The 14,427-nt window shown below is 69.5% G+C and carries 13 protein-coding genes; 8 read left to right on the forward strand and 5 right to left on the reverse strand.

The annotated features are described in order from the left end of the window. Nucleotides 1–80 precede the first annotated feature (80 nt). The 5 genes from F790_RS0101105 to ppa form a co-directional block, all read right to left on the reverse strand. Nucleotides 81–1,085 carry a septal ring lytic transglycosylase RlpA family protein gene (locus F790_RS0101105; protein ID WP_019590626.1) on the reverse strand — a complete coding sequence of 335 codons (1,005 nt, stop codon included), beginning with the start codon at nucleotides 1,083–1,085 and terminating at the stop codon, nucleotides 81–83. Beyond that, nucleotides 1,057–2,067: a lytic murein transglycosylase B gene (mltB, locus tag F790_RS0101110; RefSeq protein ID WP_018870897.1), complete on the reverse strand. Its 1,011-nt coding sequence runs from the start codon at nucleotides 2,065–2,067 to the stop codon at nucleotides 1,057–1,059. The genes F790_RS0101105 and mltB overlap by 29 nt, the downstream gene beginning before the upstream one ends. Continuing rightward, nucleotides 2,064–3,182: a rod shape-determining protein RodA gene (gene rodA / locus F790_RS0101115; RefSeq protein ID WP_019590627.1), complete on the reverse strand. Its 1,119-nt coding sequence runs from the start codon at nucleotides 3,180–3,182 to the stop codon at nucleotides 2,064–2,066. The genes mltB and rodA overlap by 4 nt, the downstream gene beginning before the upstream one ends. Further along, nucleotides 3,179–5,065, reverse strand: a complete 1,887-nt coding sequence (mrdA, locus tag F790_RS0101120; RefSeq protein ID WP_019590628.1) for a penicillin-binding protein 2 — start codon at nucleotides 5,063–5,065, stop codon at nucleotides 3,179–3,181. The genes rodA and mrdA overlap by 4 nt, the downstream gene beginning before the upstream one ends. A 125-nt stretch (nucleotides 5,066–5,190) precedes the next feature. Next, a complete protein-coding gene (gene ppa, locus F790_RS0101125) occupies nucleotides 5,191–5,727 on the reverse strand; it encodes an inorganic diphosphatase (RefSeq protein WP_018870894.1) in 537 nt (178 codons plus the stop codon). A 178-nt stretch (nucleotides 5,728–5,905) separates the two neighbouring features. Here ppa and F790_RS0101130 point away from each other — a divergent pair, with 178 nt between their 5' ends. The 8 genes from F790_RS0101130 (at nucleotide 5,906) to F790_RS0101165 (ending at nucleotide 14,427) form a co-directional block, all read left to right on the forward strand. Continuing rightward, entirely contained in the window at nucleotides 5,906–6,547 is a 642-nt protein-coding gene (locus F790_RS0101130; protein WP_019570706.1) for an adenylate kinase, read from the forward strand. 6 nt (nucleotides 6,548–6,553) lie between these two features. After that, complete coding sequence (locus F790_RS0101135; protein WP_019590629.1) at nucleotides 6,554–8,782, forward strand: LPS-assembly protein LptD; 2,229 nt, start codon at nucleotides 6,554–6,556, stop codon at nucleotides 8,780–8,782. Beyond that, complete coding sequence (locus F790_RS0101140; RefSeq protein WP_019570704.1) at nucleotides 8,760–10,250, forward strand: peptidylprolyl isomerase; 1,491 nt, start codon at nucleotides 8,760–8,762, stop codon at nucleotides 10,248–10,250. Before F790_RS0101135 ends, F790_RS0101140 begins: the two co-directional genes overlap by 23 nt. Before the next feature lie 4 nt (nucleotides 10,251–10,254). Continuing rightward, nucleotides 10,255–11,274: a 4-hydroxythreonine-4-phosphate dehydrogenase PdxA gene (gene pdxA / locus F790_RS0101145; protein WP_019590630.1), complete on the forward strand. Its 1,020-nt coding sequence runs from the start codon at nucleotides 10,255–10,257 to the stop codon at nucleotides 11,272–11,274. After that, nucleotides 11,271–12,104: a 16S rRNA (adenine(1518)-N(6)/adenine(1519)-N(6))-dimethyltransferase RsmA gene (rsmA, locus tag F790_RS0101150; protein ID WP_019590631.1), complete on the forward strand. Its 834-nt coding sequence runs from the start codon at nucleotides 11,271–11,273 to the stop codon at nucleotides 12,102–12,104. Before pdxA ends, rsmA begins: the two co-directional genes overlap by 4 nt. Nucleotides 12,105–12,195: 91 nt before the next feature. Further along, entirely contained in the window at nucleotides 12,196–13,203 is a 1,008-nt protein-coding gene (locus F790_RS0101155) for a glucokinase (protein WP_019590113.1), read from the forward strand. Continuing rightward, nucleotides 13,200–13,583 (forward strand): Co2+/Mg2+ efflux protein ApaG, encoded by a 384-nt coding sequence (gene apaG / locus F790_RS0101160; protein WP_018870887.1) that lies wholly within the window; start codon nucleotides 13,200–13,202, stop codon nucleotides 13,581–13,583. Before F790_RS0101155 ends, apaG begins: the two co-directional genes overlap by 4 nt. A 7-nt stretch (nucleotides 13,584–13,590) precedes the next feature. After that, nucleotides 13,591–14,427 carry a symmetrical bis(5'-nucleosyl)-tetraphosphatase gene (locus F790_RS0101165; protein WP_019570700.1) on the forward strand — a complete coding sequence of 279 codons (837 nt, stop codon included), beginning with the start codon at nucleotides 13,591–13,593 and terminating at the stop codon, nucleotides 14,425–14,427.

Here is a 14,427-nt window from a genome sequence, read left to right on the forward strand (position 1 = left end):
GACCGGGGGCTTGCGGGCGCACACGGCGGCCGGACACCGAAGGTTGCCAAAGATACCAGACCGGCACGCCGTCCGGGTTCTCAATCGGTCACGATACGGAAATCCCCGGGCGCCACCGCCTCCAGCCGCCGGGCCGTGTCGCGCACGGTGTCCTCGCCGTGCAGCGGGCCCACCCGCACGCGGTGCAGCTCCTCGCCGCCGGCGGTCTCCACGCGACCAAGTTCGGCCACCCGGAATCCGTCCGCCTGCAGGCTTTCGCGCAGGCGCTCGGCCGTCATCCGTTCACCGAAGGCGCCCACCTGGATATAGCGCGCGGGCTCCTGGCTGCCCCCCTGTCCGGACACCGGGTCACCGTTATACGCCCCGTCGCCGTCGACCGTCCCGGCCATCTCCCGCGTTGCGTCCGGGTCGTTCGCGTCCGCCGCCAGCGGCTCCGGCTCCGCGAGGGTGTCGGCACCCTTGCGATCGCGTTCGGCCGTACGCACCTCGCCGTTCACGTCCCCGGGGCCGACCGCGCGGATACGCACCGGCGCCACGCCCGCGTCGGTCATGCCCAGACGATGGGCCGCGGCATAGGACAGATCGATGATGCGGTCATCCACGAACGGGCCGCGGTCGTTCACCCGGACCACCACCTGCTTCCCGTTCTCCAGATGGGTCACCTCGACGAAGCTGGGCAGCGGCAGCTTCTTGTGCGCCGCGGTCATGGCGTACATGTCATAGGGCTCGCCACTGGAGGTCCGGCGGCCGTGAAACTTCGTTCCGTACCATGACGCCATCCCCTCCTCCTCGAAACCTTCGGAAGAAGACAGCGTCACGTAGCGCTGACCGAACACCTCGTACTCGGCCGGATTGCCGTAACGACTGGGCGGCTCGTCGGTGGGTTCGGCATCCGGCAGGAGTGCCAGATCCCGCGGTACTTCGTCGGGATCGGGATAGCTGTCATGGGCGGCGTCCCCCAGCGGGCGGTCGCGCTCGGGCGTACCCGAGCAACCGGCAAGGATCATACCGGCCAGCAGCGCAACCGGCAGGGCGGCCCCGCCGATCGCACGCCCGTCAGTCGTACAGCGCCTGCGCCAGCTCATGGGCGGCCATCGCATACAGCGGACTCCGGTTGTATCGCGTGATCACGTAGAAATTCGGATACCCCAGATAATAGACATCGCCCTCGTCGGCCTCCAGATACACCAGCGAATAATCACCGTCCGGGTCAACGGTTTCGCCTTCGGCCGGACGCACGCCGTGCTCGGCCAGCTCGTCCAGGTCGAAGCGCGCGGTATAGCCCTGCTCGACCAGTTCTTCCGGATGGTCGTCGACCTCGGCGCGGGCCACCACCGGCTGCCCCCAGCGCCAGTCATGCTCGGCGAAGTAGTTCGCCACGCTGCCGATCGCGTCGGGCCAGGAATTCAGCAGATCGCGCCGCCCGGAGTCATCGAAATCCACCGCGTAATGACGGTAGCTGGAGGAGATGAACTGGCCGTAACCCATCGCTCCGGCGTAGGAGCCATGCAGATCAAGGATCTCCAGATCCTCCTCCTCCGCCAGCTCCAGCAGATGGCCCAGCTCGCTGCGGAAGAATGCCGCCCGTGGCGGGTAGTCGAACCCGAGGGTCACCAGCGCATCCAGCACGCGGGTGCTGCCGGTGTTGCGTCCGTAATCGGTCTCTATGCCGATGATCGCGGTGATCATTTCCGGCTCGACACCGAAGCGTTCCTCGGCGCGTTTCAGCCACTCGGCCTGCTCTTCCATGAACTCGCGCCCGCGGCGGACCCGGCGATCATTCACGAAGATCGGTCGATAGTCCTTCCATGGCAGGGCCTCGGCGGGGCTGGAGATGCTGTCGATGATGTCCTGGCGCGGCTGCGCCTCCTCGAACAGTTCTTCCAGCCATTCGCGATCGAATCCCGCCTCCGCCCGTTCGTCGATGAATTCCTGCACCTCCTCGCGTTCGAGATAGGGCGTCTCGCCCGCCCGGTATTCGGAGTTGGACGCCGTGGCGGTGGCGGCCAGAAACAGGCAGGAGACGGCAACAGTCGTCGCGAAGCGACACGGATTTACGGGGTTCATCGATTCACCAGGCGTTTTTCGGAGGCAATGCTCATGAGAATACCGAAGGCCACCATGAGCGTCACCAGCGAAGTTCCGCCATAGCTCACAAGAGGCAACGGAACCCCCACCACCGGCAGCAGCCCGGTCACCATGCCGATGTTGACCACCATGTACACCGCAAAGGTCAGGCTGATGCTGCCACCCAGCAGACGGGCGAAGCGGTCCTGCGCCAGGGATGCCAGCCACAGCCCGCGCGCGACGATGGCGAAATACAGCGCCAGCAGCAGCACCACCCCCATGAAGCCGAATTCCTCGGCATACACCGCGAAGATGAAATCGGTCGACCGTTCCGGCAGAAAGTCCAGCTGCGACTGGGTCCCGTTGAGCCAGCCCTTGCCGTAGAACCCGCCCGAGCCGATGGCGATCTGCGACTGGATGATGTGATAACCGGTCCCCAGGGGATCGGACTCGGGATTGAACAGCGTCAGCACGCGCTGGCGCTGGTAGTCATGCATCTGCAGCCAGAGCACCGGCGCCGCCGCGGCCACCAGGGCCCCGAGCCCGGTGAACCAGCGCCAGGACAGCCCGGCGAGGAAGACCACCAGCAACCCGGCCACGCCCACCAGCATCGCGGTGCCCAGATCGGGCTGTTCCATGATCAGCCACACCGGCACCAGGATGATCGGCAGCACAACGGCCAGATCGCGCGCCCGCGGCGCACCCTGGCGCAGCGACAGGTACCACGCGGTCATCATCGGCACGGCCAGTTTCATGATCTCCGAAGGCTGGAAACGCACCAGCCCGGTGTCCAGCCAGCGCCGGGCCCCCTTGCCGATCTCGCCGAAGAACAGCACCGCGACCAGCAGCACCAGGCCGGTGACAAACAGCCAGGGGGCCATGACCCGCAGTACGCGCACCGGGATCTGCGCGATCACCAGCATCGCCGCGACCCCGAAACCGATCCGCAACACCTGGTTCTCCAGCGCGACCAGACTCTCGCCGGTCGCGCTGAACAGCACCACCAGACCGAGCATCAGCAGCAGCGACAGCAGGATCAGCAGCGTGCCATCCATCCGCAGGCTGCGCAGGGCCCACTGCCCGGCGGAGAGCTCACGTCCGGTCACGCTGATCATTCCCCGGCCTCCTCGACGGGCAATCTCATGCCGCCACCGCCCAGCAGCCAGGCATCCATGACCTCGCGCGCCTTGGGCGCCGCTACGCGGCCACCACTGCCGCCGTGCTCCACCAGCACCGCAACCGCGATCTGCGGGTCATCCGCCGGGGCATAGCCGGTGAACAGGGCGTGATCCCAGAGATGGCGGGCCAGCTCGTCCTCGTCGTACTCCTCGTCCTCGCCCAGGCTGAAGACCTGCGAGGTCCCGGTCTTGCCGGCGATGGTGTACTCCGGACGGGTGCTCCCGATACTGCCCCAGGCGGTGCCATGCGGTTCGTGCACCGCCTCGACGAGGGATTCGTGGATCACGTCCCAGTGGGCTTCGTCCAGCGCCACCGGCTGGCGGTAATCGGGCAGCAGGGTCTCGCCGATTTCCCGTTCCCGGCCATCCCCCATCGCCCGCAGCAGGCGCGGGCGCACGCGCTCGCCCCGATTCGCCAGCGTGGTGGTGAAATCGGCCATCTGCAGCGGGGTACTGAGCATGTACCCCTGACCGATGGCCGTGATCAGGGTCTCGCCGGGATACCAGACGGTGCCGTGGGTGGCACGTTTCCAGTCGCGTCCCGGCCGGATGCCGGTGCGTTCGCCGCTGAGATCGATGCCGGTGGGTTCGCCGATACCGAAGGCTTCCAGCATCGGCGTGATCCGGTCGATCCCCATGTCGTGGGCGAGGTCATAGAAATACACGTCCGACGACACCGCAATCGCGCGCGACATGTCGACCAGGCCATGGCCCTCCCGGCGCCAGTCACGATAGCGGCGTTCGTGCCCGGGGATCTGGTAGTAGCCGCGGGCGAACATCTCGCGGTCGGCGGTGGTCGCCTCCTCGTGCAGGCCGGCCAGGGCCACGATCGGCTTGATGGTGGACCCCGGCGGATACTGGCCATGCAGCACCCGGTTGAACAGCGGCCGCCCCGGATGGTCGCGCAGTGCCGAGAACTCTTCCTGCGACTGCCCCTTCACGAACGGCTCGGCATCGAATCCCGGGGCACTGACCATGGCCAGGACGTCTCCGCTGGCGGGCTCGATGGCCACGATCGCCCCGCGCTGGTCCCCCAGTGCGCGGCGGGCCGCCAGCTGCAGGTTGTAGTCCAGGGTCAGATGGATGTCGGTCCCGGCCGTCGGCGGGCTGACCTCCAGCTCGCGGATCGCCCGGCCCTGGGCGTTCACCTCCACCTGACGGTGGCCCGGGCGGCCGTGCAGCAGCTCCTCGTAATGCTGCTCGATCCCGGTCTTGCCAATGTGGGACACACCGGCATAGGCACGCCGGTCCACGCGCTGCAGGTCCTCGCGCGTGATCCGGCCCACGTAGCCCACCACATGCGTGAACGCCTCGCCGGCCGGGTAATAGCGCATCGGACGCGCTTCGATCTCGACCCCGGGGAGCTCATGCCGGGAAACGGCCAGATGTGCGACGGTCTCGTCGTCCAGCCCCGCCTTCAGCAACACCGGCTGAAACGGGCGCCGCTGCTCCACCCCGCGGCGGAACCGCTCGAGGTCGGCATCGGAGAGCTCCACGAACTCCTCGAGCCGCTCCAGCAGCCGGTCAAGGTCGTCGGCCTGTTCCACCGTGACCTCGAGCTGATAGGAAGCCCGGTTGCCGGCCAGCAGCACGCCGTTGCGATCCCGGATCACGCCCCGGCTGGGGGCGATGGGCTCGATGCGCAGCCGGTTGTTCTCGGAAAGCGTGGTGTAGTGCTCGTGCGCACCCACCTGCAGACTGGCGGTGTGCCAGCCGATCAGGCCCAGCACCCCCGCCAGCAGCACCAGGGACAGCACCACCCGCGCGACAAAACGCCGGTGATCGTGCTGTTCCTGTCCATAGGCGTCGCGCTCATCCATGGGGCCGCCCGCCCGCGGCCATCAGGACCGCTCCATCGGGTCGCGGACGGGCACGCGCAGCGACGCGCCCGGGAGACCGGCTCCCCCGGGGCACGCACGGCACGCCCATGGCTGCGCGAAAGGCTTCAGATCTTGCTCTTCTGGAAACGCTTGTAGCTGGCAAGGATCTCCGTCCTGGCGGCCTCGGCGTCCGCCCAGCCTTCCACCTTCACCCATTTGCCCGCTTCGAGCTCCTTGTAGTGCTCGAAGAAGTGCTTGATGCTGTCGAGCAGCTCCTGCGACACGTCTTCCGGGCCCTTCACGCTCTCGTACCCCGGATGCAGCTTGGTGACCGGCACCGCGAGGATCTTCGCATCCTGCCCGGCCTCGTCGGACATCTGCAGCACGCCCACCGGCCGCGCGCGCACCACCGAGCCCGGCATCAGCGGCACCGGCGTGATCACCAGCACGTCCACCGGATCGCCGTCTTCCGACAGGGTCTGCGGCACGAACCCGTAGTTGCAGGGGTAGAACATGGCGACCGTCATGAAACGGTCGACCACCAGCGCCCCGCTGTCCTTGTCGACCTCGTACTTGACCGGCTGACCGTGGGCAGGGATCTCGATGACCACGTTCATGTCATCGGGCAGATCCTTCCCGGCTTCAATCTGATTCAGATCCATCGTCTCTTTCCGCTTGATTGGTTGGCGCGGCATTATAACGGGACTGCGCGACAGGTGAACGATCCCGGGCGGCTTGCGAGCCCCCCGGCCAGTCGGTATAAGACCGCGTGCGCTTTCGATACCCAATCCACGTGCCGGCGCCGATGCGGGCGCGAACGGCACACGGCAGGAGTCAATTATGCGAATCGTCCTGATGGGCGCCCCCGGATCCGGCAAGGGCACCCAGGCCAAGAAGATGGTCAGCCACTTCGGCATCCCCCAGATCTCCACCGGCGACCTGCTGCGCGCGGCCGTCGCCGCAGAGACCGAACTGGGCCTGAAGGCCAAGAGTGCCATGGATGCCGGCCAGCTGGTTCCCGACGACCTGGTGCTCGGTCTGATCCGTGACCGGCTGCAGGAACCGGACGCGGAAAAGGGCTTCATCCTCGACGGGTTCCCGCGCAACTGCGCCCAGGCCGAGGCCCTGGACAGCATGCTGAGCGACATCGAGCGTCCGCTGGACCGCGCGGTCCAGATCGACGTGCCGTTCGAGGAACTGAAGCAGCGCCTGACCGGCCGGGTCTCCTGCGAAAGCTGCGGCGCGGTGTTCAACACCCACACCTTCCCGCCGCAGAAGGAAGGCATCTGCGACCAGTGCGGCGGCAACCTGGTCCACCGCGCGGACGACACCGAGGAGACGGTGGTCAGCCGCCTGCAGGTGTACGAGGAACAGACGCAGCCGCTGATCGAGTATTACGACACCCGCGGTCTGCTCAAGCACGTCGACGGCACCCGCGACATGGAACGGATCTTCGACGAGATCCGCGGCCTGCTGGACTGATCCGCGATGCGGCCGGCGCGTGCCGCGGCGGTGTGCCTCGCGCTGGTCGCCACCGCCCCGGCGGCCGGCGCGGAGACGGCCTTCGGCGGGGATCGTCCCGCCGGCTGCGAATTCGCGCCCGACGCCGTCTGGCCCGCCCTGCGCAAACTGCCGCCCGACGTGCGCGAGATCGAGGCGGATCATGTACGTCGCGAGGGCGACCAGGTGCGCGCCGAGGGCGATGTCCAGCTGTACGCAGACCGTCAACGGCTGGACGCCGAGGTCCTCGACTACGACCGCGCCCGGGGGCTGGCACGGACCGAGGGAGCGGTCCGGCTGTTCGACGGCGACCTGCTGCTGCAAGGCGAAGACGGCCGCTTCCAGCTCGACGAAGATACCGGGGAGCTGAGCCGCATCGACTACATGGTGCGCTCGGTGCCCGCACGCGGACAGGCCGGGGCCGGCACGCAGCTCGACCCCGACCGGCACCGCTTCGAACGGGCGCAGTACACCACCTGCCCGGTCAACCGCGACTCCTGGCGCCTGGACGCCGCACGCCTCGACCTCGACCAGGAAAGCGGACGCGGGGTCGCCCGCCACGCCGTGCTGCGCGTGCGCAACGTACCCGTGGCCTACACCCCGTATATCGATTTCCCCCTGGACGACCGGCGCAAGTCCGGCTTCCTGCTGCCCAGCTTCGGCACCGGCGGACGCACCGGCGCGGATCTGTCCCTGCCGTGGTACTGGAACATCGCGCCCAATTACGACGCCACGTTCACACCGCGCATCATGGCCGACCGCGGGATCAAGCTGAGCACCGAATTCCGCTACCTGCAGCCTGCCCACGAAGGACAGGTCGATTTTCGCTACCTGCCGGACGATCGCGAGACCGGCGAGGATCGGCAGTTCGTGGCCTGGCAGCACCGCACCCGCATCGCCCCGGGCCTGCGCCTGGACATCGATGCCGCGGACGTCTCCGACAGTGAATATTTCCGCGATTTCGGCTCCGCCGACCGCTATTCGAGTTCGGTGCGCGACCTGCGTCGCCGGGCCGACCTGACCTGGAGTCAACCGCGCTACCGCCTGCGCACCCGGGTCGAGGACTATCAGATCGTCGACACCGAGCTGGCCGACCGGCGCGAGCCCTACCAGCGCCTGCCGCAGATCACCCTGGAAGCCGGCGAATACGCGGGACAATGGGCCGGCGGCGGAGTCACCTGGGACCTGGACGCCGAACTGGTGCGTTTCGCCCGTCAGGAGCGCGCCTCGGACCGTCCCACCGGCCTGCGTTTCGACCTCGACCCGGAACTGGCCTGGCGTTTCGACACCGGCGGGATCTTTGTCGAACCCCGCGCCGGGGTGCGCTACACCGCCTACGAGCTGGACCGCCGCGGCGAGCCCGGCCCCGAGTCCATCCGCCGCACCGTACCGCACGCCGCGGTAGACAGCGGCCTGATCTTCGAACGCGACCTGGCCGACGGCGAACGGCTGCAGACCCTGGAGCCCCGGCTGTTCTACGGCTACGTGCCCTACCGCGACCAGGACGACATCCCGGTGTTCGACACCGGCGAGCGCGAGTTCAGCTTCGACAACCTGTTCAGTCTGCAGCGCTTTACCGGCGCCGACCGCGTGGGCGACACCCACCAGCTGACCGCCGCCCTGACCAGCCGCATCCTCGATACGACCACCGGACAGGAACGCGCCCGGCTGTCGGTCGGCGAGATCCGCTATTTCCGCGACCGCCGCGTACGCCGCAGCCCCTCCGCGCCGGCACTGGAGGACCGCCATTCGGACCTCGCCGTGGAGGGGCGCCTGCGTATCGGCGACGCCTGGGACGGCCGCGGCTCGGTGCTCTACAACCGCGAGCACAAGGACACCTCGCTGGCCGCGCTCGGCGTGTCCTGGAGCCCGGATGAGCGCCGGCGCATCAACCTCGGCTACCGCCAGCGGGCCGATCAGCTGGAACAGACCGACGTGTCCGTACTGTGGCCGGCCGGCGACCGCGTGGACCTGGTCGGACGCTGGAACTACAGCCTGCGCAGTGAACGCGACCTCGAACTTCTGGCCGGTCTCCAGTATCGTAGTTGCTGCTATGGTTTGCGCGTGGTCGCCCGGCGTTCGCTGGATTCCGACCAGCGCTACGACAACTCGATCCATTTCCAGATCACGCTGGACGGACTGGCCCGTTTCGACGGCGGAGTCGACAGCCTCCTGAGCGAAGGTATTGCCGGATATGATGCGCACCCCGACCGCTAAAAGCGCCGGTCGCCGCGCGGGCATGCTTGCCCGCCCCCTGCTCCTGGCCGGGCTTGCCCTGGCCCTGGCGCCGCTGGCCCAGGCCCAGCACGACCCGCTCTCCATGCCCGAAGGTACGGGCACCGGAGCGGGCGCCGGAGCGGGCCCCGGCGCCGAAACGGGGGTACAGGCCCCGGTCACCCCGGGTGCCGCCACCGATGCCGGCGCGCCCGCCCCGGCAATCACTCCGCCGGAGGAAGACCAGTTCACCGACCGCATCCTCGCGATCGTCGAGGAAGACGTGATCACCCAGCGCGAGCTGGTGGAACGCATGAACCTGGTGGCTCAGCAGATGGCCGAACAGGGGCAGCGTCCGCCCGGCCAGGATGCCCTCGCCCGCCAGGTCATGGAACAGCTGGTTACCGAACGCGTGCAGCTGCAGGAAGCCCGCAGGATCGGCATCAGCATCGACGAGATGACACTGAACCGAACCATGGAGCAGATCGCGCGCGAGAACCGCATGACACTGCCCCAGCTGCGCCGCGCCCTGATGCAGGACGGCGTGGACTTCGAGGCGTTTCGTGAACAGATCCGCACCGAGCTGACCATCAACCAGCTGCGCAGCCGCCAGGTCGACAACCGGGTCCGGGTCTCCGATCAAGAGATCGAAGACCTCATCGCCTCGGAAAGCGGCGCCATCGACCGCGACGTGCGCTACCGCCTCTCGCACATCCTCGTCGCGGTGCCGCAGGGCGCGAGCAGCGACGAGATCCGCGAGGCGCGGGAAAAGGCCGCGGAGCTGCGCTCCCGGGTGCGTGAAGGCGAGGAATTCGCCCGGGTGGCGATGGAAGCATCCGACGGACCGCAGGCCCTGCAGGGCGGCGACCTGGGCTGGCGCAGCCCCGGCGAGCTGTCCACGGTGCTGGCCCGCGAGGCCATCCTGATGCGTACCGGCGCGGTCAGCGACGTCCTGCGCTCACCGCAGGGCTTCCACATCATCCGCCTCGAGGACCGCGAGGGCGGTGACCAGACCCTGGTCGAACAGACCGAAGTCCGTCACATCCTCAAGAGTCCCGACGAGGTCCGCAGCGAGGAAGAGGCCGAGCGCCAGATCCGCGCCCTGTACAACCGCCTGCAGGAGGGCGAGGACTTCGGCGATCTCGCCCGCGGCAACTCCGACGACCCGGGGTCTGCCGCGCAGGGCGGCCGCCTGGGCTGGATCAGTCCCGGGGAGCTGGTGCCCGGCTTCGAACAGGCCATGAACCGGCTCGAGCCGGGCGAGATCAGCGAGCCGGTGCAGAGCGAGTTCGGCTGGCACATCATCGAGGTGCTGGACCGCCGCGAAGTCGACACCACCCGCGAGCAGATCCGCGCCCGCGCCCGCGAAGTCCTGCAGAACCGCAAGCGCCAGGACGAGATGGAGCTGTGGCTGCGCCGCCTGCGCGAGGGCGCCTATGTCGAATACCGCGTCGACGGCCTCGAGCCCTGAACCGATGGCCGGGGAGCCGGTTCCGCGTCTGGCGCTGACCGCCGGCGAACCCGCCGGAATCGGACCCGACCTGCTGGCCATGCTGGCGCGCCACGCCGGTCCGGCCCAGCGCGTCGCGATCGGCGATGCGGGCGTCCTCGAACGCCGCGCACGCGATCTGCGCATCGCCCTCACCCTGCGCGCGCACGACCCCGATGCACCGCGCAAACCTACACCTGCCGGCACCCTGGAGCTGCTGGAGGTCCCGGTGGAAGCACCGGTGACCCCCGGGGCCTTGGAACCGGCCAATGCCGGGCACGTGCTCAACCTGCTGGCCGCGGCCGCCGACGGCTGCCTCGACGGGCACTTCGACGCCATGGTGACCGCCCCGGTCCACAAGGGAGTGATCCATCGGGCCGGCCACGATTTCACCGGCCACACCGAATGGCTGGCCGAGCGCGCCGGCTCCGGCCGACCGGTGATGATGCTGGTCGCCGGTGATCTGCGCGTTGCCCTGGTGACCACTCACCTGCCCCTGCGCGAGGTCCCCGACGCGATTACCCCGCCGGTGCTGGAACGGACCCTGCACATCCTGGATCACGACCTCCGCCGCGACTTCGGCCTGGCGCGGCCGCGCATCGCCGTGCTCGGGCTCAACCCGCACGCCGGCGAGGGCGGCGTGCTGGGACGCGAGGAAGAGCTCGTGATCGAACCGGTGCTCGCCCGCCTGCGCGAACGCGGCATGCACCTGACCGGGCCGCTGCCGGCCGACACCGCCTTCACCCCGCGTGCCCTCGCCCGGGTCGACGCGGTGCTCGCCATGTACCACGACCAGGGCCTGCCGGTGCTCAAGCACGCCGGCTTCGGCGAGGCGGTAAACGTCACCCTGGGCCTCCCCTTCGTGCGCACCTCGGTGGATCACGGCACCGCGCTGGATCTGGCCGGCAGCGGACGCGCCGAGGTCGGCAGTCTGGCCGCGGCGGAGAACCTGGCCGCCCGTCTCGCGGGCCACCGCGGGGCACCCCCGGCGGGGATCCCGACATGACCCGACGCACCCGGCGCCCGGCCGCAGCCGACGAGGGACCGGGCCCGGTCCGCCGCCGCTTCGGCCAGAATTTCCTCCATGACCCCGGCATCCTCGATCGCATCGTGCGGGCCATCGACCCGCAGCCGGACGATCGCATGCTGGAGATCGGCCCGGGGCGCGGCGCCCTGACGGCCCCGCTGCTGGACCGCCTGCAGAAACTGGACGCAGTGGAGATCGACCGTGATCTGGCCGCAGCGCTGCGCAGTCACTTCCCGCCCGAACGCCTGACCCTGCACACCGGCGACGCCCTGGAACTGGACCTGGCCGCAGTCGGCGAAACCCCGCCCGCCGGCTGGCGCGTGGTGGGCAATCTCCCCTACAACATCTCCACCCCGCTGCTGTTCCACCTGCTGGCGCAGAGCGAGCACATCCGCGACATGCATTTCCTGCTGCAGCGCGAGGTAGTGGAACGCATCACCGCCGTGCCGGGCAGCAAGCGCTACGGCCGTCTGAGCGTGATGGTCGCCGCGCGCGCCCGCGCCACCGAACTGCTGGGAGTCCCGCCGGGGGCATTTCACCCGCCGCCGAAGGTGCATTCGGCCGTGGTCCGCATCGTCCCGGATGCCGAGCCGCGGGTACCCGCTGCACGGCTGCCCGCCTTCGCCGCGCTGGTCAACCGCGCGTTCTCCAATCGGCGCAAGACCCTGCGGCGCGGGCTTGCCGGCCTGCTGGAGGCGGCCGATATCGAGGCCGCCGGCCTGGACCCGGGCCAGCGTCCGGAGACCGTCGACGTCGCCGGTTTCGACGCCCTCGCCCGGCGGATCCCCGAATCCGCCGGCGCGGAGTGACCCGGGCAGGGGCACGGCCCCGCGCCGGGTCCGTTTTTCTCCCTCCACGCCCCGCTCGCGTTACCATGGGCACATGACTGGCAGGGACCGCATGCAGCTGATCGTCGCCGATGTCGGCGGGACCCACACCCGCCTGGCGCAGGCCGAATACGCCCGGGGTACGTGGCAACTGCACGCGACCACCCGCTATGCGAGCCGCGAGTACGCCGGCCTGGGTGCAATCCTCGAGGACTGGCTGGCGCGCCCGGAACAGTCCGGGATGAGCTTCAGCGGCGCGGGCATGGCCGTCGCCGGGCCGGTGCACGCCGGGCGCGCCCGGGTCACCAACCTGCGCTGGCCCGAACTCGCGACCGCCGAACTGGCCGCGGTGGCCGGCGTGCCGGTCGCCCTGCTCAACGATTTCGCCGCGGTGGGCGCCTGTCTCGAGGCCCTGACCCCGGAAGACCGCCTGATCCTGCAGGACGGCGAGGCGGATCCCGCGGGACCGAGGCTGGTCACCGGGGCCGGCACCGGGCTGGGCACCTGCCTGGTCACCCCGCCCGCGGGCACAGATGCCCCGCCGGCGATCCATCCCGGCGAAGGTGGCCACGCGCGTTTTTCTCCGACCGACGCCGACGAGACCGAACTGGCCGCTTTCGTCACCGCCGAGGCCGGCCTGTGCACTCGCGAACACCTGCTCAGCGGCCGCGGCATCGCGCGCATCGGGCGCTTCGAGCTGCAGCGCCGCGACGACCCCGAACTCGGGCGCGCGCTGGCCGCCGCGGAACCCGCCGCCGCCATCAGCGCGCTGGCGGACACCGGTAACCCGGCCGCACTGCGGGTGGTGCGCCGCTTCGTGACCCTGTACGCCGGGCAGCTGGCCGACATGGCGCTGACCGCGCTGCCGCGCGGTGGCGTCTTCATCGGCGGCGGCATCGCCCCGCGCTGGGCCGACCATTTTCTCGCCCCGGCCTTCCGCGAGGCCTTCCGTGCACGCCCGCCGATGGAAGACCTGCTGGAACGCCTGCCGGTGGAACTGATCATTCATCCCGAACCGGGCCTGCTGGGAGCCGCGGTCGCCGCTTCCCGGGCCGGCCCCCACGGAGCATCCGCCCCATGACCATGCAGCAGGAAAATCCCGTCGAGATCGAGGTCTCCAGCGCCTATGTCGAAGACCAGTCGGAACCCGAAGAGGACCGCTACGTCTTCGCCTACCACGTGGTGATCCGCAACGCCGGCGAGCGCAGCGTGCAGCTGCTCAACCGCCACTGGATCATCCGCGACGGGCGCGACCAGACCCAGGAAGTGCGCGGCGAGGGCGTGGTCGGCGAGCAGCCCCATATCGCCCCGGGCGACTCCTTCGAGTACACCAGCGGCACGGTGATCGAGACCCCGGTGGGCATGATGGAAGGCAGCTACGAGATGCGCGACGAGAAGGGGCACACCTTCGAGGCCACCATCCCGCCGTTCACCCTGTCCGTTCCCCGCACGCTGCACTGAGGCCGGCGTGGCACTGTACGCCGTCGGCGACCTGCAGGGCTGCCTGGATCCGCTGGAGCGCCTGCTGGAACGCGTACGCTTCGACCCGTCCCGCGATCGCCTGTGGCTGGTCGGGGACCTGGTCAACCGCGGGCCGGACTCGGCCGGCTGCCTGCGGCGGGTGCGCTCGCTGGGCGCGGCCGCGACCACCGTGCTCGGCAACCACGACCTGCATCTGCTGGCTGCCAGCGAGGGCCTGCGCGAACCCGGTCGACGCGACACCCTGCAGGAGGTGCTGAACGCCCCGGATGCCGCGGAGCTCCTGGAATGGGTGGCCAGCCAGCCGCTGCTGCATCGCGATCCCGACAACGACTGGACGCTGGTCCACGCCGGCATCCCGCCGGTATGGGACACCGACACCGCCGCCGCCGAGGCGCGGCGAGTAGAGGCCGAACTGGGCGAACCGCGCCGGCGTCGTGCCCTGCTGGAGGTGATGTACGGCGACACGCCGGCGCAATGGGATCCGGCCCTTCAGGGCTACGATCGCCTGCGCTTCGCGATCAACGGCTTCACCCGCATGCGCATGGTCGGCGGCGGTCCCGGCGGCGCGCTGGAATTCGCCAGCAACGGCCCGCCGGAAGAAGCCCCGGCGACGCTGGTCCCGTGGTTCGAACACCCCGCACGCCGCAGCCGCGGCACCCCGGTGGTGTTCGGCCACTGGGCCGCGCTGGGTCACCGCCGCGGCCCCGACTGGCTGGCGCTGGACAGCGGCTGCGTCTGGGGGAATGCGATGAGCCTGGCACGCCTGGACGGTGCCACGCCGCAGACCGCTGCGGTGGAACAGGTCTCCTGCCCGGGGACCTGA

This window comes from Thioalkalivibrio sp. ALE20 (genome assembly GCF_000381405.1).
GTDB lineage: Bacteria > Pseudomonadota > Gammaproteobacteria > Ectothiorhodospirales > Ectothiorhodospiraceae > Thioalkalivibrio.